Origin of the sequence: uncultured Thiodictyon sp., assembly GCF_903828115.1 — a bacterium.
In the GTDB taxonomy this organism is placed as follows: Bacteria; Pseudomonadota; Gammaproteobacteria; order Chromatiales; family Chromatiaceae; genus Thiodictyon.
Genome location: NZ_CAIKKU010000630.1, coordinates 1 through 25,541 on the forward strand (window position 1 = coordinate 1; position 25,541 = coordinate 25,541).

The window sequence follows — 25,541 nt, forward strand, 5'->3', positions numbered from 1 at the left end:
GATTACGACAACGACAACGACAACGACGCCCGGTCCGTGAGAACGTCCGGTAGCTGTAGGGTACGCGTCGCGTACCCGGCTCCGGCGGTCGCGGCAGCTTGGCGGGCACGCGATGCGTACCCTACGACATGTGCGTTAACACATCAGTTCTAGTCGCACCCTCAGTCCCCAGCGGTGCGCAAGCCTCGACTCGCGACAGGTCAACACAGGCACCACCGTCCAAGCCTTGATACGTTATCGTCAAATATCCGAAAGAAACCTAAAAAAATCAATGATACTACCAAGGCGACCTCAAGCAATCCCCCGTTTGATGTAAGCATCGGGTCAGGTCATCGAAGGGGCGCAACCGGTCCGCCGAATCCGCTTGCGGTCGTTCACGTCTCGGGGAAGAATGCGGCCAACGGCAGACACCATAAGGGTCGCGCACCACCCATGACTATCCCGCCCAAGCCATTGTTGCTGGATCGTATCGGGCGCTTCGCGCCAGGGGTCCCGACGCTGGCGCGCTACCAGCCGCGGGACCTGCCCCATGACCTGATCGCGGGGCTTTCGGTGGCGGCGGTAGCCCTGCCGGTGGGGGTGGCCTATGCCCAACTCGCCGGGTTCGAGCCGGTGATCGGGCTCTATTCCAGCATGTTGCCCCTGCTGGCCTATGCCCTGTTCGGCACCTCGCGCCAGTTGGTGATAGGGCCGGACGCCGCCACCTGCGCCCTGATCGCCGCCAGTGCGGCACCCCTGGCCGGGGGCGACCCGGCCCTCTATCTCTCGGTCTCCATGGCCCTGGCCCTGATCGCGGGGTGTCTGTGCATCGCCGCCAGCTTCCTGCGCCTGGGCGCGCTCGCGGATTTTCTTTCCCGCCCCATCCTGGTCGGCTTCCTGAACGGCATCGCCCTGCACATCATCCTCGGGCAAATCGGCAAGCTCTTCGGCCTCGAACTGACCGCCCCGGGGATCATTCCGCGCGCTCTGGAATTCGTCGGCAAGCTCGGGGCGACGCACCTGCCGACCCTGGCCGTGGCCGCGGTCACGGTGGCGGTCCTGGTCCTGGTCCCACGCTGGTTGCCGCGCCTGCCGACGGTCTTGATCGCCATCGTCGCGGCCGCGCTGACGGTCGCCCTGCTCGGTTTGGAGGCCCAGGGGATGGCGGTGGTGGGGACGGTCCCGGCGGGGCTGCCGACCCTCGGGTTCCCCATGCTGCCGTTCGACCTGATCCCCGCGGTCCTGGCGGCGGCCGCCGGGATCGCCCTGATGAGCTTCACCAGCACCATGCTGACCGCCCGCAGCTTCGCCGCCAAGAACCACTACGACATCGACGTGGACCGTGAATTCACGGCCCTGGGGGCGGCCAATATCGCCTCCGCCCTCTCCCAGGGCTTTGCGGTCAGCGGGGCGGATTCGCGCACCGCCATGAGCGATGCGGCCGGCGGACGTACCCAACTCACGGGCAGCGTGAGGCGATCAAGGCCATGGACACCGCGGGGCCGGCGCTGCGCTGGTTCGTCCTCGACATCCTCCCCATCGCCCGCCTGGACGTGACTGGACTCGAGGCCCTCCAGGAGGTACGCGACGAACTGCACCGCCGCGGGGCCAAACTGGTGATCGCCGGGCGCGGCGGGGAGATCACCCGCAAACTGGACCGGCTTGGCTCCCGCAGGACCTGCTCGGTGACCTGTATCTCCCGACCCTGCGTCAGGCCTTGCGGGCCTACCGGGCGGAGTTTGGCGAGCAGGCAGGTCCTTAAGCGCGCATGGCTTTCGGCGCTACGCTCCCTTCGTGCCAGGCTCTAACCATGACCGCCAAAGACATCATCAGCCGGAATACCGGGGCCTGAAACCCCAAGTGATGGAGGCTCAACGAATGCTCACTGCGCGTCCTGCGCCAGGCCGCCACCCAGCCCCAGGCCCATTCCTCCCCCGGCGGCGCTACCGCCCCCGGCCCCCGCACCCTTGCCGTCCTGCTTCGTGCCGGCCCGGTCACCACCGCCGGTGTCCCCCTTGCCTTTGCGCCGCCTCCGCCGCCGGGGCGCGTCGGCCCCTGCTTGGGGATCGCCAACTGTCGCCGCGCGCTCCTGCGCGCGGCGACACCGCGGGCGACGGCAGTCGGCGCCTGGGCCGGTGGACTCCCGGGATTTCCGGCGGTAATCTATCGGCCTGAACGGTGTTTGGCTCCACTAGCCGAGGACCTTCCTGCTCGAATAGGGTCCTCGCTTTTTTTGATTGGCGAGGGGCATCATGAGCAACCGCAGGTATGACCCGAAGAACCCGCGGCCCGGCTGGAATCCGGGGCCGATGAATACCATACTGGACGCCATCGACCACCAACCGCTCTGGGGCGGCATCACCACCGCCTGGCGTCGGCCCTACAGCCGAAACCTGGCCGGTGTCGAGGTGGCCTTCCTGGGTATTCCATGGGACGGCACGCCCCTGTGGCGTACCGGGCAGCGCTTTATGCCTCGCGCCATCCGCGAGGCGTCCATGTCTCACGTCGCCAAGGTGCCATTTATCTTCTCGGGGGAGCTGAAGATGGTGGATTACGGCGATGCGCTCTTCCACCCCGGCAACCTCTGGGACTATCTGGATCAGACGGAGCAGATCGCGGCCGAGATACTCGCGGCGGGGACTTCGATCTTTGCCTGCGGCGGCGACCACAGCATCCCCCTGCCAGTGGTACGCGCCTATGGCAAGGCCTTCGGCAAGGGACTGTCGCTGATCCACTTCGATGCCCACTCCGATGCCTATGCCGAGATTCTGCCCTATCCGACGGGCGGCACCTGGGTGAACGAGCTGACCGAAGAGGGTTGGGTCGATGGGCAGCGCTCGGTCACGCTGGGCGTGCGCACCGACACGGTGGAGTTGGGCCGGGCCGATATTTTCCACCAGCTCGACAGTGATGCCATCATCGAGCGTGGTCCGGCCTGGGCCGCCGAGCGGGTGCTGGAGATCGTGGGGGACAACCTGGTCTACATCACCTTCGACCCGGATTTCCTAGACGCCTCGCAGGCCCCGGCCGTACACACGCCTGAGCCTCTGGGGCCGGATATGCACTTCACCAACAAGCTGTTCAAGCACCTGACGGGCAAGGGACTCAAGGTCATCGGCTTCGATATCAATGAGCTGACACCGCAATACGAGCCGCCCGCCGGCCTCACCGCCATGAACATCTGCACCGTGTCCAACTGGTGCCTGAGGTTACTGATGGATGGGCGCAAGTCCGCCGGCCTGACCCTAGACCATGTCGGAGCTGCCGATGGTTGATGCGCAAGACGCCGCCGCGCCCCAAGCGCCCGCGTTTACCGGCGGCCCGCGGACCTACGCCGGGATGGCCGCCCTCGTCCTGGCCTTCATCCTGCCGGTCTTCGTCATCGTCATCCCCTTCCTCGGCGTCTCCGCCAAGTGGGCCGCCCTGCTCACGACCGGCTTGCTGGTCGGCGGCCCGGAGCTGCTGACACTGGTCGCGGTGGCACTCCTGGGCAAGGACGCGCTGCGCTATTTCACCTACAAGGTCAAACAGGCCCTGTGGGGGCTGGTGATTGAGACGCGGGTCGGCAAGTTCCAATATTATCTGGGCCTGTCACTGTCGCTCGCCAGCATACTGCCCCTGTATATCTATGGCTACCTGCCCGGCCTGCTTCCCGAGGGCGGGCGAATCCCGATCCTCGCGACCGCAGACCTGATATTCATCGTCAGCATGTTCATCATGGGGGGGGAATTCTGGGAGAAGGTCCAGCGGATCTTCATCTGGGAGGGCCGGGGCTGAGCGCCCTGGACACCTACTCGGTTCGGTCTCTGCAGCCAGCGGAGAGATCAGTAAACTGTCCCCGGAACTCGCTGCCGACCAGGCGACCGGCCGAGTAGACGCCGGGGCGCGGAGCGACCGACGGCTGGTCCACTCAATCTCGGTGTTCCAAGGGACTCGACTCGGCCTCGCGCCCTGGATCACCCGGCGCATCCTGCGCCAGGCCGCCACCCATCCCCAGGCCCATTCCTCCCCCGGCGGCACCACCGCCGCCGGCCCCCGCACCCTTGCCGTCCTGCTTCGTGCCGGCCCGGTCACCACCGCCGGTGTCCCCCTTGCCCTTGCCGCCGCCTTCGCCGCCGGGGCGAGTCGGCCCCTGCTTGGGGATCGCCAACTGCGTTGGCACGGGCTCCAGGTCGAGCACCTTGCGAATGAAGTCACGCAGCGAGACCACCAGTTCATCGGTGTGGACCGGGCGTCCCGCGACCAGATCAGTCGCCGCCCGCGCCGCCAGCAGCACCTGCTGCTCGGTGCCGAGCAGGATCACGTCCGACAGCGCCCCTTCAACGGCATCGCGGATGCGGCGCGCACGATCAAAGGACACGGAGACCGAGAGGTCCTCGCCCGCCGCTGTGTCTGCGCCCCCAGGGAACGCCAGGAGATCGCGCAGGTGCGTCGGATCGACCGCCAGTTCGCCGGTGAAGGAACCGCCCAGCGTCTTGTAGGCGGCGATCAAGGTGCGCAGCCGTTCGTTGATCTGACGGTTCTCGCGATTGCGGCGCTGCTGCACCGTCTCCATCACCAGCAGGCGGATACCCACCATCAGGACGGTCACGACGACCAACCCGAGCAAGGTCGTGATCACCGCCTGCCAGGAACTGAAATCCACCAGATTGCGCATTTTGGAAGCCGATCTCCGGGCGGATGAACCTCATTCATAGGGATACGTCGGGGTCTGTCACCTGTTTCGCCCCTGATTCGCCCGGCTTATGCCGCCGCGGCCCTGGTCAGCCCGGCATGGATCTCGATCGCTTCCCAGGGCACGAAGACCCGGCCTGCCGTGTCCTGCTCCACCAGCCCCAGGTCCAAGAGCTTGGCGGTATCCGTCTGTACCAGCGCTGGGGTACGCCCCAACTGCTTGGCGAGTCCCTCGATGCTGAGCGGACCGAGTGGCTTGAGCACGTCCAGCAGCTTCAGCCGGGCCGGAGTCAACTCCCTGGCGAGGTGTTCCGCGCTGCTGAAGTTGAGGTAATAGTCCGACTTCGGGACATCTTGGCCGGCATCCACCCGGCGGGCGATGGCGAGGGCGCGCTCCTGCATGGTCGTCCAGGTCTCCACCCCGATACATGCCTTCATCTATCTGCCTCCACCCATCGTGCGACCGGGAGCCAATTCCTTGCTCTGAGAAGTTGCTTGGACTAGACTACGCGACTTTGCCAAGCCGCACTGGCCCCTTATTCGCACCTTATTTGCAAGTCAGTAGTTGCGTGGCACAAGAATTTCAATGTAGCTGTTCGGCTTGATACTTGCAAGAACATTGGCAATATGGTGCGCGAAAGTTCTAATTCGTGGCCAACTCGTCGTGCTCAGGACAACGATAGCAATAGTTCTGCCGACAAGATTCTGCTGATATCGGAGATTTTGATCTGTTGTGCCGCGTGCTCCAACACGGCGCGCGCCTGTTGAAGTGTAACGCCTGGAAACCAGTTAACGAAATCAGATAGTTGCGCACCATCTTCGAGGTTTTCAAACAGGGCCGAAACCGGGACACGGGTGCCTCGGAAGACCCATGCTCCGCTGACTTTTTCAGGGTCGCGCTCGACGGCAGGACAAGAGGACCAGTCGTTCATGTAGTAACTGTAGACCTTAGAGAAAGCTCTTTCAACTTGTTGGAAGAGCAGTTGCTCACGGCTTGCTGGAGCAGAAACCGTGGTCTGTCCCCAGTATCCGTGTCCCCAGTATCCGAAAAGTAGGAAACTTCAGTAGAGCAGAAACCGTGGTCTGTTCCCAGTATCCACGCTCTTGACAGAGGGAGCCCGCCGCAACCTGGGGCAGCGCCAAACCGCTGCGATCGAGATCGGCAGTGCAGCTTAAATTCAGGGGAAAACTGTCCTGGACATGGGGTCCACTTTAGCCTCTTTGCGTCTCTGCGCCTTTGTGTGAAATAAAATGACTGAGAACGAGATTGCGACGATCATTGTCGATGCGGCAGTTAAGGTGCATCGCGCGCTCGGGCCTGGCCTATTTGAATCGGTGTACGAGGCAGTCTTAACTCATGAGCTTAGGCTGCGAGGTTTACAGGTGGAGCGTCAAAGAGCGATTGCGATCTGTTACGACGGTATCTTTTTGGACGAGGGATTTCGCGCGGATTTGGTCGTCAGTGGTAAGGTGATCGTGGAAATCAAGTCGATCGAGCAGTTGGCGAATGTCCACCGCAAGCAGCTTCTGACTTATCTCCGACTGTCGGGAATGAAACTGGGGTTGTTATTGAATTTCGGCGGCGCGTTGATGAAAGACGGCATCGAGCGCATCGTCAACGGACTCGCCTGAGTGATTAAGAAGGTTTCACGCAAAGGCGCAAAGACGCCAAGAGAAGAAGCGTTGTGTTGGTAATCCTAGGGTTCTGGGACATTATCCGGGCATCGCTTGTTGCGTTTGGTTCGCTGTCCTGGCGACATGACTGCAACTGCATGTTTGCCCCGTCATGCCAACGAAAGCATTACCGGAAAGTTAAATGTACGCCCTGTGCTCCCTTATGAATAATCATCTTTTCTTGTCTTCTTTGCGCCTTTGCGTCTTTGCGTGAAACAGAATTCTCTTATCGAGACGGTTGACTTCGGGGCGCCGACAGACTTCGGCGCCCACCTGTTTCGCGTCGAGATCCCGGCCGGTCGCGGCCAGCCGGTCCTGATCGTCGAGGACTATGGCTATCGGGGCGAACAGAGCGGGACCCCCAGGGCCGAGGAGCGCGCCCTGTTGGCGCGGTCCGTCTGGTCCGCGATTGCCGATACAGCGCGGCGTGAGTTCAACGCCCGGCTCAAGGTCGCGAAGGTACCGACCGGGCGTTGGCACACCGGTCGCAATCTGGTGGATCGCCTGCTCGGGCGTGAGCTCTGTGTCCTGGCCTGGGCCGCCGAGACGGCGACCAGCGACCAGCTCCCGGTGATCGGCAGCAAGTGGGCCGCGCTGCGGCCGGAGGAGCGTTGGTGGCTGTTCGCCATGACCGTGGCCGAGGCCGGCCTGCCCGAGGACACCGGGCGCGGCTGGCGCCGGGCGCTCTTTCATGCCCTGTCGGATGGCGAGAAGCCGGCGACGGGCCGGCGGCGTCTGCGCCCGATCGAGGCGGACCTGTTCGATCTGCCGTTGTTCGCGCCGCGCGATCCCGGCTGACGCCGAAGACCCGAAAGGTTTCACGCAAAGGCGCGAAGACGCAAAGGGAAGAACCGCAGATTTGTGCAGCAGTCTGCTGCACAATTGCCGCTCGGCACCATGGCGGTAACCGCCGTCAAGAAAAATGAGGTTTCTACCGTTGGTACAAGCACACCGCATTATCTGCCCGGTCCAGGGTAAACAGCTACATATCGAACTTCCGTCCGATTTCCCTGAAGGCACCGAGGTGGAGGTCATTGTACTGCCGCTGTCCCCGTCGTCGGCGGCCGCACCGGACGTGGCTACCGCCGAATGGCTACACGAAATTTGGGCCTGTTCCCCGGACTTTCCGGATCGCTTGCCTGATCTTCCGCCAAAACCGGTCGAGATCCCGTGATGGTGCGCGTTTTGCTCGATACCAACACCTGTATCGAAATCGTCCGCGGACGTCGGCAATCGATCACTGCGAGGATTCAACAGGTGGGCTTGGACGCTCTGTCAATCTGCTCGGTCGTCTGGGCCGAGCTGTTGGTCGGTGCGCACCTCTCCGCACGCGGATATGAAAAGGAGCATGCGCGCATAATCCGATTCCTGGCGCTGCCTCAATTTCCATTCGATCAAAAAGCAGCCGAGCACTACGCGCGGATTCGCAGTCACCTTCAGCCGCTCGGTCAACTGATCGGCGAGCGGGACATGCAGATCGCGGCGATTGCACGTTCCAGAGACCTGATTCTAGTTACCCACAACACGAACGAGCTAAGTCGGGTTCCCAACCTGCGGATTGAGGACTGGGAGCAATCGTGACTGGAGACACCCCGGAGATCGTCCCCTTCGCCCTGAAGGATGCCCCCGCACTGATCGAACGCCTCTTGCCGGTGCAGAAGCTCTCCGCCGAGGCGTACAAGGAGCAGATGGCGGTTCATGGCAAGACACTGACCGCGCTCGGGAGTTACTGGAAGGGTCGCAAACCCCTGATCCTGAACAAGGCGTGCATCCTGGGCTGCCTGCTCCCGGCCACCGAGGACCCGGCCCGAGACCTGGAGATTTTCGAGAAGCTGATGGCTATGGACGACGAGTCATTCGTCGTCCGTTGGAAGCGTCGCCCCAAGCCGAAGGAGGTCCTCGCCGAGTTGTCCATCGACTGGATCGACGCCTTTTTCACGGTCGATCCGCCGGGAGCCCTCCCGAACTCGGCACCGGTGGATTGGTCGGACCCTGCCTATAAGGGTGTCAAGGTCGCCTGGCGCGCGGATCTGACCGAGATGGAGCGCCGCCGGTTGGAAGTCCAGATGCTGCCCGATTTGACCTATCGAGAACGGGTCGATCAGGCGCGGCGGCCCGAGGAGGTCATGGAGACCGTCCACGAGCATATCTGGGGTGCGGTCAACGCCCACCTCGGAACCCATGCCGGCTCCTTCCCCGAACTGGTCGAGCAACTCGGCATCCTGCGCTTCGGTCATCGCCCGCGGGTTGCGGACACCTTCTGCGGCTCAGGCCAGATCCCATTCGAGGCGGCGCGGCTCGGTTGTGATGTTTACGCGTTCAACAAGCGCTACAACATCGAGATCCGCTGCGGCGTGACCGATCGCGCGCTCAAGACCGCCGAGTCCGGCACCGTCGGCCGGGACAGCAAGTACGACGAAGCCTATCTGATCCATCAGGTCGCAGGCGTGACCTACAAGACCAAGATTTCGACCCTCCGCGGCGACTATTCCAAGCCGGACGGCTCCATCGGCAACCGGCTGCGGCCATGGGAGGGTCAGGATTTCATCCCTCGCCCCGATGACCTGCTCCGGGAACGCCTCTATTGCATTGAATGGATGCGGGCGAAAGAGACACGCAAGGGCTTCGACTACCAGTTTCGCAGTGTGACTCCCGAAGACCTTGAACGGGAAGCTAGCGTTACGTCCTATGTTACTAAGCGTATCGCCAATTGGCAGGCGAAAGGCTGGATACCCGATATGCGAATCGAGGTGGGAGGTGCGCCACGTTTTCAGGGGCTCGATCTGATCAAGGCGCGTGGGTGGACTCACTGGCAGAACGTCTTTAATCCCCGTCAACTACTCGTAAATGGTTTGGCTGCAAAGAATAGCAAGACGGGATTAGCTTTCGGGCTGACCCAACTCTTAAATAATAACTGCCGCTTGAGTCGTTGGCATCCAGGAGGAGGCGGCGGCGGATTGACCGTCGGCGCATTCGATAATCAGGCGATCAATGCTTTATTCAACTATGGTTGCCGCGCGTCGCGGTACGCAGCCAGCTTTCTTGGTCAAAAATATAAGCTATTCCCGACGCTCGACAGTATCCGATTTTCGGTTAAATCCATCGCAGCGAATCAGATCAATACTGAAAGCGATATTTGCATTACCGACCCCCCTTATGGGGATGCGGTAAAGTACGAGGAAATCCTCGACTTCTTCATCGCCTGGCTACGAAAGAACCCGCCGCCTGAGTTCGCTGAATGGACCTGGGACAGCCGCCGCTCGATGGCCATTCAAGGGGAGGGCGAGTCATTCCGTCGGCAGATGGTCTCGGCCTACAAACGCATGGCCGACTGCATGCCGGAGAACGGCATTCAGGTGGTCATGTTCACCCACCAATCCGGAACCATCTGGGCCGACATGGCCAACGTCGTCTGGGCCTCCGGCTTGTGCGTGACCGCCGCCTGGTATGTCGCGACCGAGACCGACAGCGCCCTGCGCGAGGGCAGTCACGTCAAGGGCACAGTGCTCCTGGTACTGCGCAAGCGAGCGGGCCAGCACAAGACCACGCGCGCTGACCTGGCCTGGGAGCTTAAGGACGAGGTGGAGGCCCAGGTCGAGGCACTTACCGGTCTCAATCAACAGGCCAAGGGTCTGTATCGGGACGAGAACGTCTTTGAGGACGCGGACATCCAGATGGCGGGCTATGCCGCGGCCCTGCGGGTCCTGACCCGTTATGCCGTCATCGACGGCAAGGACATGGCCGCAGAGGCGATTCGTCCCCGGGTCAAAGGCGAGATCACCTTCGTGGATGGCCTGATCGCCTTCGCCGTGGATACCGCGAACCAGTGCCTGGTCCCCAAGGGCATCCCGCGCGCCACCTGGGGACGCCTGACCGGCGCCGAGCGCTTCTATCTCAAGATGCTGGACCTGGAGGCCCGCGGCGCCCATGCCCTGGACAACTATCAGAACTTCGCCAAGGCATTCAAGGTGCGCGACTTCCATGCCCTGATGGCCAGCCGCAAGGCCAACGAGGCGCGGCTCAAGGGTGCCGTCGAACTCGGCCGGGCGGAGATGGGGGAAGGCTCCGAGTTGCACCAATCGGCACTGCGGGCGATCCTCTACGCCATCATGGAGTTGGCGCGGAATCTCGACAGCGATGAGGTCATGCGTCACCTGACCCTGAACATCCCCGACTGGTACGGCGACGCCACCCGGCGCGACCTGGCCGGCGAGTTGGCCGGATACCTCGCCGAGCAGCTCAAGACCCTGCGCCCGGACGAGGCGAGCGCGGCTCGGGTGCTGCGGGAACTGGTGCTGAACCAGCGGATCGGTTGAGCGAGCGAACGACTATTTCACGCAAAGGCGCAAAGACGCCAAGAAATCGAGGAATTGCGGAGAATTTTCTGCGAACAATTTCTCTTCTTTGCGTCTTTGCGTCTTTGCGTGAAAATAATTCAAGAAACAGGAGTATCGAAGCATGACCGTATTGACGCAGCGCATGGACATCGCTGATCTGCTCGAAGACAGCCCCAGCTTGCAGCCGCTGGTGGCGGGAAGAATCCAGACGGCTTATGAAAAAGCGAAACTCAAGGCCGAGGATGAGACCGGGATCGATCGGCGGACCTTTCCGAGCCAGTGCCCCTACACCCTTGAGCAGTCGCTGTCCGCGGAATTTTTTCCCGGCGACAGTAGCGATGTCTGAACGGGCTGTCCTGGTCCCCATACTCTAAAACTGTGCGGGTATTCCCGTAGGATGGGTAGAGCGCAGCGAAACCCATCGTTTCCGCGCAACTCAAGCGTTGAATACCGGGGTTCGCTGCGCTCCGGCCAGCCGACAGATCGGGCGTGAACTATGAGCATTCAACGCTTCTCCTCCCGCCGCGAGCGGCTGGATCACGCCTTTTTGCGCGACCGGCTGCGGCACGCCAAGTCCTACAAGCGCATCGCCGGCTATTTCCGCAGTTCCATCTTCGAGCTGGTCGGAGAAGAGATCGCGGGAATCGCCAAGGTCCAGATCGTCTGCAACAGCGAACTCGATGCCGCGGATGTAGCGGTCTCCCGGCATGTGCGCGAGACGGCGCTCAAGGAGCGCTGGAACCGGGCGACACCTGAAGTGGAGGCGCTGCTGCACGCGGATCGCTACCGCTACCTGCATGACCTGCTGACCAGCGGGCGGGTCGAGATCCGGGTGGTGCCCAAGGAGCGGGTCTTTCTGCACGGCAAGGCCGGGGTCATCGAGGCGACGGACGGCTCCAAGACCTGCTTTCTGGGGTCCATCAACGAGACCAAACGTGCCTTCGCCGGCAACTACGAGATCCTGTGGGAGGACAGGTCCGCGGAGGGCGTCGCCTGGGTGGAAGAGGAGTTCGATGCCCTGTGGGCCGATGCCTATCCGCTACCCAATGCTATCGTTGAGGAAATCGAGCGGGTCGCCAAGCGTGTCGAGGTCCGTTTCGAGGACACGACACCGCAGGACCTGCCGGCCGCCGCTTTGGCCGAGAGTCCGATCTACCGCCATGGTGAGCAACTCCAACCCTGGCAGCGCTCCTTCGTCACCCTGTTTCTTACGCACCGCGAGACCTACGGCAAGGTCCGGTTGCTGCTGGCCGACGAGGTCGGGGTCGGCAAGACCCTGTCGCTGGCAGCGTGCGCCATGGTGGCGACCCTGCTGGACGACGGGCCGGTACTGATCCTGTGCCCCTCGACCCTGACCCTGCAATGGCAGGTGGAGCTTGCCGATCGGCTCGGCATCCCGAGCGCGGTCTGGTCCTCGACCAAGAAGGTCTGGATCGACCCCAAGGGGCATGTCATCAAGACCCGCGGTGCGGAGGACATTGCCCGTTGTCCGTTCCGCATTGCCATCGTCTCCACCGGGCTGATCTTTCAAGCCTCTGACGGTTTGCTGCGGACCCTGATCCTGCAACGCATCTGTTCCAGCTTTGCCTCGGGGCGGGCGACGGCTGAACGGCTGTTGCGGCGGGAGTTGTTGGAGGATGAGGAGGACGCGGCCCTGCTGGAGGAGCCATTGAGCGCCTTGACCGCCGAGGAGGCGGACCACTTGCTGACCATCGTGCGCGAGCTGTCGCGCCCCGAGGCCCGCGATCCCAAGCTGAATGCGGTCTTGCACTTCCTGACCAATCAACGCACGGAAGGAAAGACCTGGCTTGCGCATGGCTGTATCGTCTTCAGCCAGTATTACGACACCGCGCTTGCGATGGCCAGGCAACTCGCCGGCCTGTTGCCAGGGGAGCCCGTGGCGGTCTACGCCGGCGCCGGCAAGAGCGGCCTGTTCCGCGGCCAGGCCTTCGCATCCGTGGAGCGCGAGGAGATCAAGGCGGCCGTGAAGGACCGTACCGTGCGCCTGCTGTTGGCCACCGACGCGGCCTGCGAGGGGCTGAATCTCCAGACCCTCGGGACCCTGATAAACGTGGATTTGCCCTGGAACCCCGTAGAAGCGAATCTTCAGCGTCAGGGCGCACTGCCGGTAGGGTCCGGTTGTGTTTCGTGGTTCGAGGCGCAGTGACGGCCCGTCAGACTGAGACCTCGGCAAGCTCCACACGGTTGCGGCCGGCGGCCTTGGCGCGGTACAGCGCGGCATCCGCCCGCTGCATCGCCGCGGCGGGGATGGTGTCGGTGCTCAGAAAGGTCGAACCGCCGCAACTGGCCGTGACGGTAATCTGCAAGTACCCCACGATCACGGGCTCGGTCTCTAGTTGGCGGCGGAACCGTTCAGCAAAGACGCGGACGCCGTCCAGGTCGCTGCCACGCAGCAGGACGCAGAATTCCTCCCCGCCAATGCGTCCGGCGGTATCGATCTGGCGCAGAGACGCGCACAGGATGCGGCTGACATGCTGCAGGACCATGTCACCAACGGCGTGGCCATGGCCGTCGTTGATGCCCTTGAAGTGATCGAGGTCTATCATCAGGATACCCACCGGCAGTTCGGTATGACGCTGAAAGAGGTACCACTGCTGCTTCAGTTGATCCATAAAGAAGCGGTGATTGCCCAGTCCGGTAAGGCCGTCGGTGTTCGCGAATCGCTCCAGCAGCTCGCGGGCCTTGGCCCGTTCGGCGAGGGATGTGGCGAGTAGCCAACTGACCACCGCCATGATGCCGATCAGGATGGCGGCAATGATGCCGTAGCGGGTGGCGGTCTCTGCACCGTGGGCGGTCAATTGCCGTGGGTGTACCCGCGAGACAGCCTTCCACAGATAGTTGTCTTGATGCATCCGTCCCTGGCTGGGGCCAGCCGCCTCCGCCGCCCCGGTGCTGGAGACTTCACCGGATTTCAGGGGGTAGAGGGTCCGCCAGGTCCACAGGCCGGAGCTGGTGTGTAGTTGGCCCTGGTCGGCCGTGCGCAACTGCGCCCAGACCTCCGGGTAGCGGTTCCCCAGGGTCAGCGGTTGTTTGAACATGAAGCCCCATTCATCGGCCGGGTCGCGGCTCATGAGCCAGTAGCCGTCGCCATTCAACAGTTGGATGTCATCGCTCAGGCGGCCTACGGCGCTGGCGAATTCATCGAGCATGGTGCGCCCCAGGTAGTTGAGGATCACGATGCCGCGCCGCTTGCCCGCCGCGTCGACCACTGGGGTGGCGAGCCTGAGCATGGGTTTGTAGGGCCTCTCGATGGCATCGCCCTCGATGTTGAGGTCGAGGGGCGACACGAACACCTGGCCGGGATTCAGCGCCATGGTATCGGTGAAAAAATAGCGTGTACCCTTGTTTTGCAGGCGCTCCGCGGGGATTACGACGGCCTTTCCGGCGACGCGATCGACGCGCACCCGCTCCAGACCCGTTTCATCGATCCACCGGATCTGGTCATAAAATCGGGCGGCGTCCGAGAAGGCAATGAAGTCTAGGGTCAGGTGGCCCAGAGCGATTGGGCTGCCTTCGTTGAGTAGTACGCGCAGGGACTCCTCGCTCGCAACATAGCGCAGGTCGCGATTGACCGTATCCAGGTGGCGGGTCAGCGCGTTGACGCCCAGCCCTACGGCCAACTCCTGCGCCGCTTGGAGACGAACCATGGCCAGGTCATCGTCCGTTTGTCGGAGATACCAGGCGCCCAGACCAATGACCAGGGCCAAGGGCAGAAAGACAAGAACAAAATACCTTAGTTTTCTGGGACGGAGCCCGCGGCCGACGGCCCCCAGCAGGTCGAGCGCGGCCTGAACGCCTGGGCTTCTCACTCGAACGAGCACTCGATCAACTGCGCGACCTCCTGCGAGACGCGCTGATGCATCGTCAGGGGTAGCTGGAGTCGGTCGTACATCTGGTTCATGTGTCGCGACAGGAGTTCAACCTGACGAACGATCTCGGCCGGGTCCTCGAACCGCCAGCCGATCATCCCGCCCTGGACCGCCTCGCGGTGGCCGCGGCACAGCAGCCGCAGCACATGCCAGAAGGTGTCTCCGACCTTCTCCACGAAGTGAAACCAGTAGGGGAACTCGGCCGTCACGTCCAGGAAGTAGGCGCGGATCTCGGGGATCTCGGCGGTCTCGCGCGGGTCCTGGTCCCAGCCGTCGAAGAAGAAGATCACTTTGCCCTCCCAGGCGATGGCCGCCTCGCGGGTGGCGGCGAGCGGCAGGAGCTTATCCAGCAGGGGCCGGATGTCGTGCGTCACCACGGACTCGCGCATGATGGCGATGGCGAGGATCTCGTCCTTGGCCGGGGACAGGCGGGCGTGGGGGTACTTGGGCTTGGGCATGTCGTTGGTGGTCCGAGGCTGTCGAGGTCTCGGATTATCCGCCAACCCATCCGCGCGTGCCCACCCGATGCTGACCCAGAATGAAAAATAAACTGACTATCGCGATCGGGCTTCTGGCGGCACTTGCGGCTTCAGCGGCGTTCGCCATGAAAAAGCAGGTTCAGTATCAGTTGGGCCACCCTCTACCAGTATCTGCGCGCAGACAACCAGCTAGTGCGCGCCTGATCAGTCCGTTCGCGGCGGTGTAATAGCATACTTCTTCAGCAGCTTGCCCAGGGCCCGACGCTCCTTGTCCGCCAGCCGCGCCGCCTGGGAGACGTTGCCCTTGGACTCCTGCATCAACCGCGTCAGGTAGGCGCGCTCGAAGGACGCGATGGCACGCGCCTTGGCGTCGGCAAAGTTCCCGGAATCGGGCTCGGCCGGCGCCGCGTCGGCCCCCGCGCCAGGCCGCAGGAACAGCCGGGGGCCGTCCGCCAGCAAGACCTCGCGATGGACCAGGTTCTCCAACTCCCGGACGTTTCCGGGCCACGGATAGTCGCGCAGCAGCGGCAGGCAGCGCGGCTCCAGGGATCGGCGGGGCAGCCCGTATTGGCGCGCGTAGAGGTCCGCGAAGTGCGCGGCGAGGACTTCGATGTCTGCCCCGCGGGTGCGCAGCGGGGGGAGTGTGACCCGCAGGATATCCAGGCGAAAATACAGATCGGACCGGAACTCGCGCCGCTCGCCCAGGGCCCGCAGGTCCGCATTGCTGGCAGCGACCACCCGGGTATCGGCGCGCCGCGCCTGGCGGGCCCCGAGCGGACGGTATTCCCGATCCTGGAGGAAGCGCAGCAGCGCCGACTGGGCCTTGGGCGAGAGCGCCTCCACCTCGTCCAGAAACAGGGTACCGCCGGCGGCCTCACCGATCGCCCCGAGCGCACTGGACTTGGCGTCCGTATAGGCGCCCCGCTCGTGGCCGAACAGCTCGTTCTCCACCAGGTGATCGGGCAGTGCACCGCAGTTGACCGGGACGAAGGGACCGGCGGAACGGGCGCCCAGGTAGTGAACGGCGCGTGCCGCCAACTCCTTCCCGGTCCCGGTCTCGCCCATGATCAGCACCGGGGCGTCGCAACGCACCAGTCGGCGCAGGTCGGCCATCGCCGCGAGGAAGGCGGGGGCGCGACCGACCAGATTGAGTTCCTCCAGGGTGCGTGCCAGCTCCGGATCGCTCGCCAGCGGCGGGGCGGGCGCCGCCGGGGCACAGAGTCGGCCGAGCCGGAAACCCAACTCCGCGGGACCGCAGGGCCACTGGGCACAGTCCCCGCACTGGGCCAGCAGGTCCCGATCCCACCCCGAATCCCCGCCGACCACCAGGGCCAGACTGGGCAGCGCCCGCGCGCAATCGAGCGCGCTGAGTACCTGCTCGCGCCGGCTCCGCGGCCCGCCCAACAGAAAGACCACCGCCCGCGGCCAGCCGTCCATGACGCCGGTGCAGATCTGGGCGGACGACAGGACCCGCGGCGTATAGCCGAGCCCGGTCAGGACTGAACCGAGCGCCGCATGGTGATCCGCGGCGTCGAAAGATACCAGTGCTAAGGGCGCGACGTTCACGCGAGCCTCCCCGTGATCACGATTAGGACTGCCGCCCGGCCTGACCTCCGGGATCAGAGGGCCGGGCACCGTCGACGGTCAAGGGACCGCCGTGCTCTGGGGTGCGTCCGCGCTCTCCAGCCTGGCGGGGCTGCGAGGCGCTGGTTTCGGGTCCGCGCCTTCTGCGGGCGGGTTCAACCCAAATCCGGGAATTGCTCACACAAAGACACAAAGAACACAAAGAAAAACAAATCATTGAAGGCGTTGGGCCGATCACCGCCCGGGTGACGTTCTCGACCTACATATCGCGTTGAAAATCTTTGTGATCTTTGTGTCTCTGTGTGAGAACTGCTCTTTCTCGGTTCAAGGATGGGGATGGAGGCAGCTCCTGCCTGGGGCACCTTGTTGTTGAGCGCCACGGTAGGGCAAAGATAGCAGAACCGGCGGCAACCGGTACCGGGTCAATTGGGATGATGAGGGCCGGAAAAATCTGACGAACACCCGCGCGCGATCCGCGCCAAACTGGACCAACACGGTGAGCGCCTGGACCGCAGCGACCTGCGCCTGCGCGTCATCGAGCAAACCGGCGTAGGAGCGGCCCCCAGGCCGCGACGGGTTGCCGCAAGGGCGCCTGGCCTACCGAAGGCGCTTGAGTCTGCGCAACTCGAAAATGCCCTCGGGCGTGATCTCGTAACGCTCGTCACGCATCACCACATACAGGTTCCACACGAGGATCCGCAGTGCCTCGCGCAGGGCGGCTGGCCAGGTGGCCGTCTCACTGACGGTGGTATCGCCGCCGTCGGTGAGTTTCTGCAGGATGACAGATTGATTGTGCTCCAACATTGAACACCTCGGTTCCTTCACCATCAAGTGGGTGGCGGTGCTGCTGATCGCGCCGGCGGCCCTGATCGCGGCCTTGGTCAAGTTACTCTGAGAGCTAGAAAAACAGCTAAAAGAACGACCTGATGACGATCGAGGCGACCCCTGCCAGCAACAGCCCGAGCATCCATTGCAGCAGGGTGAACTTGCCCGTCAGGTCGCTGCGCAGCAGGTCGATCTGCGCCTTGAGGCGCTGTTCGGTCTCCTGCAAGGCGTGCCGCAGGTCGGTGTCGTGGGCGGCGAGGTCGGTCCTGGTGACCGGGTCGGCCTCGACCTGGGCCGCCCGGAAGGCCTCGGCAATCGCCTCCGCCTGGTTCTCCGGCACACCGGACTCCTTTGCGTAGGTTTGGATAGGTCTAAGAGAACGGTGCTCCGGATCGCTGCCCGGGAGACTGGCCCCGGCAGGCGCCGCGGTCAAGGCCAGTTTCACGCCCGCCGTGAACACAAAAAGAAGCCGCTCGTAAGCGGCTCTCATTACTACGTTTTTTTGGTGGGCGCGGGAGGGATCGAACCTCCTACCCTCCCCGTGTGAAGGGGATGCTCTACCGGTGAGCTACGCGCCCGTCGAGATGCGAGATAGTAGCCGCAGGGCCCTTGTCCGTCAAATCGGGGCGCACGGCGGGTGCGATCAGAACCGATGTTCCAAGCAGTGCCGCGGAGCGTCGGGAGCGCCGCTCTTGGCCGCCGCCGCGACGAGCAACCGTTATCCCTCGCCGACGCGCTGGGCGATCCGGGTCGACCTCCACCAACGCGACCATGCGGCCGTCGCGTTCCGCGATCACACAACGCTGCGCCTCTGCCGGCGGCCCGGCGCGGTGCAATTGCATGATCACGATCACGATCGCGATCAGGATTAGGATTAGGATTGCGATTACGATCACGGCCGACTTGGCCGCACGCCGGGGGCGTCCGCCCCCCGGCGCCTTGCCATGCGCGGGGCAGCGGGGGTGCGCAAGCGATGGAACAACTGGGTCGAGACCGAGGCCGGTTACACCATCGCCCGGGATGCGCAGGGCGTCTGGCAGTACGTCACCGGCTTTGAGCGGTCGCTCGTTGCGGACGGCCGCGGTGCCGAGCCGTTCCCGGTCGAGCGGCCGGTGCTGAGCGGCGTCGATGCGACCGAGCCCCCGCCGTCCGGAATCCTGCCGCACCTGCATGCGACAACCACGCGACCGGTCTCGCCAGCCCGCAGCCTGGTCGCCGCCGCCGCCGCGGTGCCCGGCGCGCTCCCGGTTGCAGCCGATGCCGTCGCCACCCGCAAGCTGCTGTTGATTCTCGCCGAGTTCAACGATCGGAAGGGGGCCACCGCACAGACGGCCTGGGCCTCAGGCTATATCGAGCGGATCGCCGACTATTACTCCAAGATGTCGTTCGGACGGATCGCGTTCCAAGCGGCACCCGAGGACGATTCGCTGCTGCCGGACCCGGACACCCGTATCGGGCCCGCGGCCGACAACGGCGTCATCGGCTGGGTCAACATCAGTAGCAGGCTGCGTCAGTTGGAGATCGATCATACGATGTCCGACCAGACCGGCAGTCATCCCAATACGCACGGCGACGACAGTCTGAGCAAATATAACCGTCTGGTGGCCAGGGCGGCGATGATGGCGGCCACTCCCTATATCAACTGGGCGCAGTACGACTACGACAATGACGGTTCGGTGACCGCCGACGAACTGGCGGTGTTGGTAGTCGTTGCCGGCTTTGAGGCCTCGGCACCCGCGACGACGGCGACGCCGTCGATCTTTGCCCATGCGGGTGATACCGTGGCTGAGGGTGAGTTGCGGTTGGGCGGCAAGCTACTCGGTGTCGGGGCGACAAGGCCCGGACTGGGGCCCATGCAGGTCACCTCCGGTTATGGAATGTTCGGCGAGCAAGGTCAGGAGAAAACCACGCCCTACCAGCTCCCGATCGGGACCCCGCTCCACGAGTTGGGGCATTCGGTGTTCGCCCTGCCCGATCTCTATGAAGTCAATGCGTCCACCACCTGTCCGGATGACTCTCCCAATCGCGGTATCGGGGCCTGGAGTCTGATGGCCTCGGGGTCCGATGGTTACCGGGTGACGCCCGAAGAGTACCCCGGGACGACCCCGGTGTCATTGGATGCCTGGTCCAAACTGATGCTCGGCTGGGTCAATCCGATGGTAGCGCGCGAGCGGGCCGAGTTGAGGGCCGGGGGTGATCGGGACGCGACGGCCGACAACACGGTCTACAAGGTCGTGGTGAAGGATACTGAAACCGAATATTTCCTGATCGAGAACCGGCAGAACTCCGGCTTCGACCGGGGGCTACAGTGGCCGCTGGGCGCTGATTTCGCCGGTGGCGTCCTCGTCTATCATATCGACGACAGCATCGATTGCGCCGAAAACAAATGCAATTCCAGGGCCGCGGGCCGCCATCCGCGGGTCCACCTGGAGACGGGCGGCCGGGCCTGCATCTCGAAGGACACCGGCTGGGCGCTGGGCAGTGATGCCTACCATAAAGGTTCCAAGGGGTCTAGGGTCATCGTCTTTCTGAACGCCACCAGCACCCCGAGCAACAGTCGCCGCTGGAATGCTCAGACCCAGGAGAAGGGATTGTCGAGCGGTGTCACGATCAGGGATATCAGCGACGCGGAACCGGTCATGCGGGTGCGGGTGATCAAACCGTGACCAAGCGGTGGTGAGTGCCGGGTGCAACCAGGGGGGCGGATGGTACCGGGTGATGCCGGTCCGCCCCGCGGGGAGCCCGGTTGGCAGGTAACCCTTTACTCCTCCTCACACTTGGAGGGGGCCGAAGGGTGACTCGGGCATAGCGATGACAGTTAAGGTGTGGTAGCCATGAACAGACCGGTATTGGCGCTGGCGTTGGCGTTGGCAGCGATGGTCGGGACCGACGCCTTTGGCGGCATGATGACCGTCGAGCCTGACAATTTCGCGCATGGACAGGATATCAGCACGGCGGACCCGGGTGTGACCCTGCAATTGGAATCGGGGCGCGCGGTGTACGCCTTCGACTACGAGGACGCCGACTATGCCTCGACTGGGACCAAGGTGTTCGGCTTCGATGTCGGCTTCGAGGTTGAGCCCTACTGGGACGATCTCCACGTGTTCCAGGCCGTATTTACCGAACTCGTCGCCTTCGTATCCATCGATGTCGTCAATAACGACGAGGCCAGTTCGGGTGACAGTGCCTATATGGAGGTCTTCGGGCCCGGCGGCCTGTTGGCGACCATCGACACCACGGAGATTGCGTTTCCCGGTTTTCAGACCTTGTCCTACAGCCTCGCGACTCGCGGGATCAGTTCTATCAGGGTGTCGAGCGTGGATACTGGGGACTACAGTCTCGATCGGTTGCAATACGAGGTCCCGCTGCCGACGACCCTGACCCTGCTCGTGCCTGGCCTGGTGGGCCTCGGGATGCGGGGCCGCAGGGCGGCGCGGGGCCGGACCGCGCCCGGCTGAGCGACTTTCCTGCTCGCTGAAGCCTGCTCGGCCACATCAGTATCGATCGCACCCCGCGCGGTCGTGCGGGTTGGCAGTGTCAGGCGGCCCCGCCGTAGTCGATGCTGAGTTCCTCCCCGACCGCGATCGGGCGGCGGGCGTAGAGGTCGAAGCCGTCGAATTCGGCATTGGGGTCCGCGCTATGGTTGAGCCAGCGCAGCAGATTGTCCCCGCGGCGCGCGCAGAGCACCCCGCCCGCGGCATCATAGACCCACAGGACATGGGGCCCGTCGGCCGTGACCGCGGGCCCCTCGAAGGTGCCGATACGCTCCCCGGTCGCGAAGGGGACCCGGGCGAAACAGCCGTTGCCGTGAATCGGCGAGCGGTCCTTGCGGACCCGCGCCGCGAGCGGCAAGGGTCGCACCGGCACCGCGCTCAGCCGCCGTAGGGTCCGAGCCGCGACAGGTCGGCCGCCGCCTTCAGGGCGGCCGCCGCGGGGTGGGCCGGCGCCGTCGCTCCCTGGCCGCCGCCGAGCTGCAGCAGCACCGGGCAATCGCGCGGCAGCACGTCCACCTCCGCCCCGGAGGCGATCAGTTGCTCGTTCTCCAGGATGTCGAGCACCGCGTTCAGGACCTCCGGGTCCTGCCGGGCAATCGCGTTGAGGGCCTCGCCCACCACCGCGGGGCGGGCGGCGGCCGCCTCGGCCATCTTCTGCGAGACCTTGAAGGCGGTCTGGCTGCGGATCAGGCCGACGCGGTTCTCGCCGTCCTGCTTCATCGCGCTGGTGACCTGGACCAGACGCTTGACGACCTTCTCGGTGATGTTGTCCACCATCTGCCGGTCCGTGAAGGCGACCTTGCGGATGTAGACCGACCCAAGCTGATAGCCCCACTTCTCCGACAGGGGCGAGACGGTGGCCCGCACCTCGCGGCTCAACTGGTGGCGGTCCTCCAGCATCTTGTCCATCTCCAGGTTGCTGAGCGTCGAGATGGTGGAACTGGCGACATTGGCCTGGAGCGAGCCGTCCGGGTTGGCGTTGCGAAACAGAAAGGCCTCGGGGTTACTCACGCGCATCTCGTACCAGATGCCCACTCCCATGGGCGTGCCCTCCTCCGAGTTGACCATCTGGTCGCGCAGGTAGTATTGGCGCAGCGCCGTGTCCACCAGATAGCGCTTGCCGAAGAAGGGCGTCAAGAGCGCCGGAAACCCGAAGTGCAGGAGCGGAAAGCGCAGCCCGGCCTCGTCCAGGACGCCGAGCACCCGCCCGAACAGGGTGTAGACCTGGGCCTCGCGCTCCTTGACGATGGTGTAGAGCCCGAGCCGGCTGGTCGCCGCGAGCACCAGCGGGATGAAGATCAGGCCCATGATGAGGGCGATGACGGGGGCGATGGTTTCGTCGATGGGCATGGCGGGTCTCCTTCAGGTCCGGTTGGGCGTCAGGTTGCCGGTGGTCTGCACGATGCGCCGGGCGCGCTTGAGCAGCGGGATGCGCATGTTGCGCACATAGGCGGCGAGCGCCGCGCTGCCCCCCTCCCCCTTGATGCCGACCAGCGTCTGCGCCAGTTCCTTGAGCGGCGCCACCTCCGCCTGCGCGGTATTGGTGGCGATGTCGACCGCCCGCTTACTCATGGTGATCTGCTGTTCGGCATCGGCGCGCGCCGTGCTGATGTCCGCGGCGACCTGGTTGCGGGTGCTGTTGATGGCGGACAGGGCCCGGTCCACCTCCAGCGGCGGGTCGATCTGGGTGATCAGGGCCGCCTCCAACTCGATCCCGTAGCGGCTGCCGGTGGTCAGGCACTGCTGCTCCATGAAGGCGTTCAACAGCGGCAGGTTCTTGCGCAGGTCATTGATGGAGACCCCCTCCGAGAGGTCCGGTCCGGCGCCGTCGCCCAAGGCCTCGGAGGCCGGCGCGGGCGCCGTCTGGGCGTCGGCCGGGGCCAGCGAGAGCAGCCCCTGGCCCTTGGGGTCCGAAAAGTTGGCGATGCGCTCGCGCAGCACCGAGATGAAATAGCCCATGACGTGCTGGAGCGGGTCCGCGACCCCGAAGACGAAGGGGTAGAGGTTGTCCTCCGCCACCCGAAAGCGGACCTGGCCGTTGACCCCGGTGGTCAGGTTGTCCTTCGTCACGGCCTCGATCGTGTCCTGGCGCTTGGTCGGGTCCCAGGTCAGGTCGAGCGCCTGGGTGGCCACATCGACCTTGTGGACCTCCTGCCAGGGCCACTTGAAGTAGGGTCCGCCGGGGCCGATGACCTGCAGCCGCGGGAAGCGGTAGCGCGCCCGCTCCTCCTCGGTCATGCGCGGGTCCTCCACCCGCTGGTCGCCGAAGCGCTGGGCGCGCCCGAAGGAGGTCAGCACCGCCCGTTCATTGGGCTTGACGGTGTAGAAGGCGCGGATCACGACCCGATAGATCGAATAGAGGGCAAGGCCGGACAGGAAGGCGGTGAGCAACATGGGGCACTCCAATCGCGTTGGTGCAACGCCCGGGCGGGACTTAAGGCCCGCGCCCGGGCACCTGGGGGTGGCGCACTAACCATAGCACCAAGACGGCCATCCGGGGAGCGCCGGTCGACAGGGATCGACAAATCCTGGTGCGGGTGGGCGACCTTTGGTCCGCACGGCGGACCCTACGGGCTGGCTCCGTGCCCGTCGGGTCCGCTGCGCGGACCGAACACCGCGCCGCCATCCCTGGCCGGCGCCGACCCTGGCGCCCCGCCACCCTGCCGTTCGGAGACCGCCACCGGTGCATGGCGTTCAAAGGATGCTTGGTTCGCACACCCGGGGCGCGCTGGGGCCGGATACAATAGCCGATCCCCCAGCCGTGGAGACCCGATTCATGTCCTTGCGTCCCTCGATCCGGCGGCGGCCTGCACTCGCCGCCGTCATCGGCATCGCCCTCGCCCTCGCCCTCGCCCTGTCGCTACTGGCCCCGGTCCTGATGCCCCGTCCGTCCTGGGCTGCGGCCGGCGATGCAGGCCGCCTGGTCTTCATCCTCGACGCCTCCGCGAGCATGGCCACGAAGGCCCAGGGCAAGCCCCGGATGGAGATCGCCAGGACGGTGCTCAGCGACCTCATCGCAGACCTCCCGGCCGGGATCGAGGTCGGACTGCTGGCGTATGGGCACCGGAAAAAAGACGATTGCCGCGACTTGGAGCAACTGGTACCCCTGGGTCCGCTCGACCGCAAAGCGTTGACTGAAAAGCTCTCGAACCTAACCCCAAGGGGCAAGGCGCCGCTTGCGGGGGCCGTGCGGGCGGCCGCCGAGGGGCTGCGCGAGCGCGCCGGTGAAACCACGATCGTCCTGGTGAGCGACAGTGCAGAGCGCTGCGGCGGCGACCCCTGTGCCCTGGTCAAGGAACTGAAGGCCTCGGGCATCCGGTTCACGATGCAGGTCGTCGGTTTCGGTGTCGCGGCGAAGGAGCGCACCCGGCTCGAATGCATCGCGGCGGCCGGCGGCGGGGCCTACTTCCCCGCCAAGAACGCCGCGGACCTTGCGGGCGCCATCAGGAAGGCCGTCGCGCCCGCCGCCGAGGCCGTCGGCCGGCTCACCGTCAAGGCGCTGCGCGATGGCCAACCGCTCGGGGCCTGGTACGACCTCTATGCGGGGGAGACCCCGCGCGGCCCGGGGCAGCCGCCACTGGCGTCGCATCCGATCGCCGATCAGGGCGAGGTCATCAGGCTCGTGCCCGGGACCTATGACCTGGTGGTCAGGGAACGGGAGGATACCGCGACCCCGGCCCTGACCTTCACGGGACTGCGGGTCGCGGCCGGCGAGACCATCGAGCAGGTTGCCGACTTCTCCGGCGGTGACCTCATGGTCAAGGCCCTGCGCAACCGCCGGCCCTTCAATGCCTGGTACCAGGTCTTGCGGGCCGGTGAGACGACCGCTGGGACGGACGAACCGGTGGCCAGCGGTCCGATCGGGATCGAGGGCGCGACCATCGAGCTCCTGCCCGGGACCTACGACCTGGTGATCCAGAACCAGGAGGACCTCGGCCAGCCGGTGCGCCGATTCACGGACATCCCGATCGAGGCCGGAAAGAGCGTGCAGCAGACCGGCGAATTTGCGGGCGGCACCCTCAGGGTCATCGCCCGCAAGGGCGGACTGCCGGTCAAGGCCCGGTTCGAGATCTCAATCCCCGGTGCCGCGGGTGCCGAGGCGCAGCGCATCGGCGCCGACTCGATCGCAGATGCGGGCGAACGCATCGGGCTCCCGCCCGGCACCTATGACCTTCGCATCCGTAATCTGGACGACCCCGGCGATCCGGTCATCGACTTCCCGGGGGTCGTCGTCGAGGCGGGCAGGACGGTCGAGCGGCGCGCAGATTTCTAGCCCGCCCGGCGGTGGTCGCAGACGCGTCGCCCGGACCGGCCAAGGAAAAAAAGGATAGGACATTCAACCATCCCAGATTGGATATAGCCCCCATCTCAGCCGGGCGGAAGGTGCTTGGCAAGACAGTTGATGATACAATTTTACTGCGGGCCCGCCCCGACCAACCCAACCAGCACCCCAGCGCCGCGCGTTCCCACGCGCAGAGACTCCCGCAGGATGGGTAGAGCACAGCGAAACCCATCGCCCTTCCGGCTCCCAGGCTTTCTGGCTCCCACGCTCCTGCGTGGGGGCAAGTGCGGGCGCTGCGCGTCCAGTGCCAAGACCGGACGCGC

At 64.7% G+C, this 25,541-nt stretch carries 26 protein-coding genes and 1 tRNA gene; 15 read left to right on the forward strand and 12 right to left on the reverse strand.

From position 1 onward, the window contains the following. Positions 1 to 432: 432 nt before the first annotated feature. From QZY48_RS23665 to QZY48_RS23675, 4 genes are all read left to right on the forward strand, one after another. Positions 433 to 1,536, forward strand: coding sequence for a SulP family inorganic anion transporter (locus QZY48_RS23665; protein WP_295435704.1), 1,104 nt, complete (start codon positions 433 to 435; stop codon positions 1,534 to 1,536). Further along, positions 1,467 to 1,787, forward strand: coding sequence for a sodium-independent anion transporter (locus QZY48_RS34990; protein ID WP_366929764.1), 321 nt, complete (start codon positions 1,467 to 1,469; stop codon positions 1,785 to 1,787). The genes QZY48_RS23665 and QZY48_RS34990 overlap by 70 nt, the downstream gene beginning before the upstream one ends. A gap of 444 nt (positions 1,788 to 2,231) precedes the next feature. Next, the gene (locus QZY48_RS23670) at positions 2,232 to 3,254 is read left to right on the forward strand and encodes an arginase family protein (RefSeq protein ID WP_295435706.1); all 1,023 of its coding nucleotides are present in this window, start codon (positions 2,232 to 2,234) and stop codon (positions 3,252 to 3,254) included. Continuing rightward, positions 3,247 to 3,756 carry a transporter suffix domain-containing protein gene (locus tag QZY48_RS23675; RefSeq protein ID WP_295435708.1) on the forward strand — a complete coding sequence of 170 codons (510 nt, stop codon included), beginning with the start codon at positions 3,247 to 3,249 and terminating at the stop codon, positions 3,754 to 3,756. The genes QZY48_RS23670 and QZY48_RS23675 overlap by 8 nt, the downstream gene beginning before the upstream one ends. A gap of 133 nt (positions 3,757 to 3,889) precedes the next feature. Here QZY48_RS23675 and QZY48_RS23680 read toward each other — a convergent pair whose 3' ends face one another. The 3 genes from QZY48_RS23680 to QZY48_RS23690 all read right to left on the reverse strand — a co-directional run bounded on the left by QZY48_RS23680 (position 3,890) and on the right by QZY48_RS23690 (position 5,585). Then, complete coding sequence (locus tag QZY48_RS23680) at positions 3,890 to 4,636, reverse strand: hypothetical protein (protein ID WP_295435710.1); 747 nt, start codon at positions 4,634 to 4,636, stop codon at positions 3,890 to 3,892. Positions 4,637 to 4,722: 86 nt separating this feature from the next. Then, positions 4,723 to 5,091 (reverse strand): hypothetical protein, encoded by a 369-nt coding sequence (locus tag QZY48_RS23685; protein WP_295435712.1) that lies wholly within the window; start codon positions 5,089 to 5,091, stop codon positions 4,723 to 4,725. Positions 5,092 to 5,321: 230 nt separating this feature from the next. Next, the gene (locus QZY48_RS23690; RefSeq protein WP_295435714.1) at positions 5,322 to 5,585 is read right to left on the reverse strand and encodes a DUF433 domain-containing protein; all 264 of its coding nucleotides are present in this window, start codon (positions 5,583 to 5,585) and stop codon (positions 5,322 to 5,324) included. Positions 5,586 to 5,904: 319 nt separating this feature from the next. Here QZY48_RS23690 and QZY48_RS23695 point away from each other — a divergent pair, with 319 nt between their 5' ends. The 7 genes from QZY48_RS23695 (at position 5,905) to QZY48_RS23725 (ending at position 12,831) form a co-directional block, all read left to right on the forward strand. Next, complete coding sequence (locus tag QZY48_RS23695) at positions 5,905 to 6,285, forward strand: GxxExxY protein (protein WP_295435715.1); 381 nt, start codon at positions 5,905 to 5,907, stop codon at positions 6,283 to 6,285. A 252-nt stretch (positions 6,286 to 6,537) separates the two neighbouring features. Beyond that, entirely contained in the window at positions 6,538 to 7,125 is a 588-nt protein-coding gene (locus QZY48_RS23700; protein ID WP_295435716.1) for an anti-phage-associated DUF3780 domain-containing protein, read from the forward strand. 139 nt (positions 7,126 to 7,264) lie between these two features. Next, positions 7,265 to 7,501, forward strand: a complete 237-nt coding sequence (locus tag QZY48_RS23705) for a hypothetical protein (protein WP_295435717.1) — start codon at positions 7,265 to 7,267, stop codon at positions 7,499 to 7,501. Continuing rightward, positions 7,501 to 7,908, forward strand: coding sequence for a type II toxin-antitoxin system VapC family toxin (locus QZY48_RS23710; RefSeq protein ID WP_295435744.1), 408 nt, complete (start codon positions 7,501 to 7,503; stop codon positions 7,906 to 7,908). Before QZY48_RS23705 ends, QZY48_RS23710 begins: the two co-directional genes overlap by 1 nt. Then, a complete protein-coding gene (locus QZY48_RS23715) occupies positions 7,905 to 10,643 on the forward strand; it encodes a DUF1156 domain-containing protein (RefSeq protein ID WP_295435718.1) in 2,739 nt (912 codons plus the stop codon). The genes QZY48_RS23710 and QZY48_RS23715 overlap by 4 nt, the downstream gene beginning before the upstream one ends. Before the next feature lie 142 nt (positions 10,644 to 10,785). Continuing rightward, positions 10,786 to 11,010 carry a DUF29 domain-containing protein gene (locus QZY48_RS23720; RefSeq protein ID WP_295435719.1) on the forward strand — a complete coding sequence of 75 codons (225 nt, stop codon included), beginning with the start codon at positions 10,786 to 10,788 and terminating at the stop codon, positions 11,008 to 11,010. Positions 11,011 to 11,160: 150 nt separating this feature from the next. Next, the gene (locus QZY48_RS23725) at positions 11,161 to 12,831 is read left to right on the forward strand and encodes a phospholipase D-like domain-containing protein (protein ID WP_295435721.1); all 1,671 of its coding nucleotides are present in this window, start codon (positions 11,161 to 11,163) and stop codon (positions 12,829 to 12,831) included. Between the two features lie 7 nt (positions 12,832 to 12,838). Here the strand turns inward: QZY48_RS23725 and QZY48_RS23730 are convergent, their stop codons facing one another. The 6 genes from QZY48_RS23730 to QZY48_RS23755 form a co-directional block, all read right to left on the reverse strand. After that, on the reverse strand, positions 12,839 to 14,392 hold the full coding sequence (locus QZY48_RS23730) for a diguanylate cyclase (RefSeq protein WP_295435723.1): 1,554 nt from the start codon (positions 14,390 to 14,392) through the stop codon (positions 12,839 to 12,841). Positions 14,393 to 14,490: 98 nt separating this feature from the next. After that, positions 14,491 to 15,012, reverse strand: a complete 522-nt coding sequence (locus QZY48_RS23735) for a hypothetical protein (RefSeq protein ID WP_295435724.1) — start codon at positions 15,010 to 15,012, stop codon at positions 14,491 to 14,493. Between the two features lie 225 nt (positions 15,013 to 15,237). Then, entirely contained in the window at positions 15,238 to 16,599 is a 1,362-nt protein-coding gene (locus QZY48_RS23740) for a sigma-54 dependent transcriptional regulator (RefSeq protein WP_295435726.1), read from the reverse strand. Positions 16,600 to 17,214: 615 nt separating this feature from the next. Continuing rightward, on the reverse strand, positions 17,215 to 17,421 hold the full coding sequence (locus tag QZY48_RS23745; protein WP_295435727.1) for a hypothetical protein: 207 nt from the start codon (positions 17,419 to 17,421) through the stop codon (positions 17,215 to 17,217). Positions 17,422 to 17,527: 106 nt separating this feature from the next. Continuing rightward, positions 17,528 to 17,782 (reverse strand): hypothetical protein, encoded by a 255-nt coding sequence (locus tag QZY48_RS23750; protein WP_295435729.1) that lies wholly within the window; start codon positions 17,780 to 17,782, stop codon positions 17,528 to 17,530. Positions 17,783 to 17,945: 163 nt separating this feature from the next. After that, a tRNA-Val gene (locus tag QZY48_RS23755) sits at positions 17,946 to 18,020 on the reverse strand. A 114-nt stretch (positions 18,021 to 18,134) separates the two neighbouring features. On the opposite strand from QZY48_RS23755, the gene QZY48_RS23760 reads away from it, so the two are divergent. The 3 genes from QZY48_RS23760 (at position 18,135) to QZY48_RS23770 (ending at position 20,900) form a co-directional block, all read left to right on the forward strand. Then, a complete protein-coding gene (locus QZY48_RS23760) occupies positions 18,135 to 18,314 on the forward strand; it encodes a hypothetical protein (protein WP_295435731.1) in 180 nt (59 codons plus the stop codon). A 72-nt stretch (positions 18,315 to 18,386) separates the two neighbouring features. Further along, positions 18,387 to 20,108, forward strand: a complete 1,722-nt coding sequence (locus tag QZY48_RS23765) for a M6 family metalloprotease domain-containing protein (RefSeq protein WP_295435733.1) — start codon at positions 18,387 to 18,389, stop codon at positions 20,106 to 20,108. A gap of 168 nt (positions 20,109 to 20,276) precedes the next feature. Next, positions 20,277 to 20,900 (forward strand): hypothetical protein, encoded by a 624-nt coding sequence (locus QZY48_RS23770; protein ID WP_295435735.1) that lies wholly within the window; start codon positions 20,277 to 20,279, stop codon positions 20,898 to 20,900. Between the two features lie 79 nt (positions 20,901 to 20,979). On the opposite strand, the gene QZY48_RS23775 is transcribed toward QZY48_RS23770, so the two are convergent. From QZY48_RS23775 to QZY48_RS23785, 3 genes are read right to left on the reverse strand one after another with little or no spacing between them, the layout of a single operon-like run. Next, positions 20,980 to 21,309, reverse strand: a complete 330-nt coding sequence (locus tag QZY48_RS23775) for an SET domain-containing protein (RefSeq protein WP_295435737.1) — start codon at positions 21,307 to 21,309, stop codon at positions 20,980 to 20,982. Between the two features lie 5 nt (positions 21,310 to 21,314). Then, the gene (locus tag QZY48_RS23780; RefSeq protein ID WP_295435738.1) at positions 21,315 to 22,286 is read right to left on the reverse strand and encodes an SPFH domain-containing protein; all 972 of its coding nucleotides are present in this window, start codon (positions 22,284 to 22,286) and stop codon (positions 21,315 to 21,317) included. 12 nt (positions 22,287 to 22,298) lie between these two features. Next, a complete protein-coding gene (locus tag QZY48_RS23785; protein ID WP_295435740.1) occupies positions 22,299 to 23,330 on the reverse strand; it encodes an SPFH domain-containing protein in 1,032 nt (343 codons plus the stop codon). A 382-nt stretch (positions 23,331 to 23,712) separates the two neighbouring features. Here QZY48_RS23785 and QZY48_RS23790 point away from each other — a divergent pair, with 382 nt between their 5' ends. Then, positions 23,713 to 25,209, forward strand: a complete 1,497-nt coding sequence (locus tag QZY48_RS23790) for a VWA domain-containing protein (RefSeq protein WP_295435742.1) — start codon at positions 23,713 to 23,715, stop codon at positions 25,207 to 25,209. Positions 25,210 to 25,541 lie beyond the last annotated feature (332 nt).

What these genes read in the sequence shown, in the direction of transcription:
- QZY48_RS23725 (WP_295435721.1), top strand. Translation starts at nt 11,161, where the DNA reads ATGAGCATTCAACGCTTCTCCTCCCGCCGCGAGCGGCTGGATCACGCC.
- QZY48_RS23780 (WP_295435738.1), bottom strand. Translation starts at nt 22,286, where the DNA reads ATGCCCATCGACGAAACCATCGCCCCCGTCATCGCCCTCATCATGGGC.
- QZY48_RS34990 (WP_366929764.1), top strand. Translation starts at nt 1,467, where the DNA reads ATGGACACCGCGGGGCCGGCGCTGCGCTGGTTCGTCCTCGACATCCTC.
- QZY48_RS23745 (WP_295435727.1), bottom strand. Translation starts at nt 17,421, where the DNA reads ATGTTGGAGCACAATCAATCTGTCATCCTGCAGAAACTCACCGACGGC.
- QZY48_RS23670 (WP_295435706.1), top strand. Translation starts at nt 2,232, where the DNA reads ATGAGCAACCGCAGGTATGACCCGAAGAACCCGCGGCCCGGCTGGAAT.
- QZY48_RS23770 (WP_295435735.1), top strand. Translation starts at nt 20,277, where the DNA reads ATGAACAGACCGGTATTGGCGCTGGCGTTGGCGTTGGCAGCGATGGTC.
- QZY48_RS23680 (WP_295435710.1), bottom strand. Translation starts at nt 4,636, where the DNA reads ATGCGCAATCTGGTGGATTTCAGTTCCTGGCAGGCGGTGATCACGACC.
- QZY48_RS23690 (WP_295435714.1), bottom strand. Translation starts at nt 5,585, where the DNA reads ATGAACGACTGGTCCTCTTGTCCTGCCGTCGAGCGCGACCCTGAAAAA.
- QZY48_RS23685 (WP_295435712.1), bottom strand. Translation starts at nt 5,091, where the DNA reads ATGAAGGCATGTATCGGGGTGGAGACCTGGACGACCATGCAGGAGCGC.
- QZY48_RS23790 (WP_295435742.1), top strand. Translation starts at nt 23,713, where the DNA reads ATGTCCTTGCGTCCCTCGATCCGGCGGCGGCCTGCACTCGCCGCCGTC.
- QZY48_RS23675 (WP_295435708.1), top strand. Translation starts at nt 3,247, where the DNA reads ATGGTTGATGCGCAAGACGCCGCCGCGCCCCAAGCGCCCGCGTTTACC.
- QZY48_RS23710 (WP_295435744.1), top strand. Translation starts at nt 7,501, where the DNA reads ATGGTGCGCGTTTTGCTCGATACCAACACCTGTATCGAAATCGTCCGC.
- QZY48_RS23785 (WP_295435740.1), bottom strand. Translation starts at nt 23,330, where the DNA reads ATGTTGCTCACCGCCTTCCTGTCCGGCCTTGCCCTCTATTCGATCTAT.
- QZY48_RS23720 (WP_295435719.1), top strand. Translation starts at nt 10,786, where the DNA reads ATGACCGTATTGACGCAGCGCATGGACATCGCTGATCTGCTCGAAGAC.
- QZY48_RS23665 (WP_295435704.1), top strand. Translation starts at nt 433, where the DNA reads ATGACTATCCCGCCCAAGCCATTGTTGCTGGATCGTATCGGGCGCTTC.
- QZY48_RS23695 (WP_295435715.1), top strand. Translation starts at nt 5,905, where the DNA reads ATGACTGAGAACGAGATTGCGACGATCATTGTCGATGCGGCAGTTAAG.
- QZY48_RS23735 (WP_295435724.1), bottom strand. Translation starts at nt 15,012, where the DNA reads ATGCCCAAGCCCAAGTACCCCCACGCCCGCCTGTCCCCGGCCAAGGAC.
- QZY48_RS23765 (WP_295435733.1), top strand. Translation starts at nt 18,387, where the DNA reads ATGCGCGGGGCAGCGGGGGTGCGCAAGCGATGGAACAACTGGGTCGAG.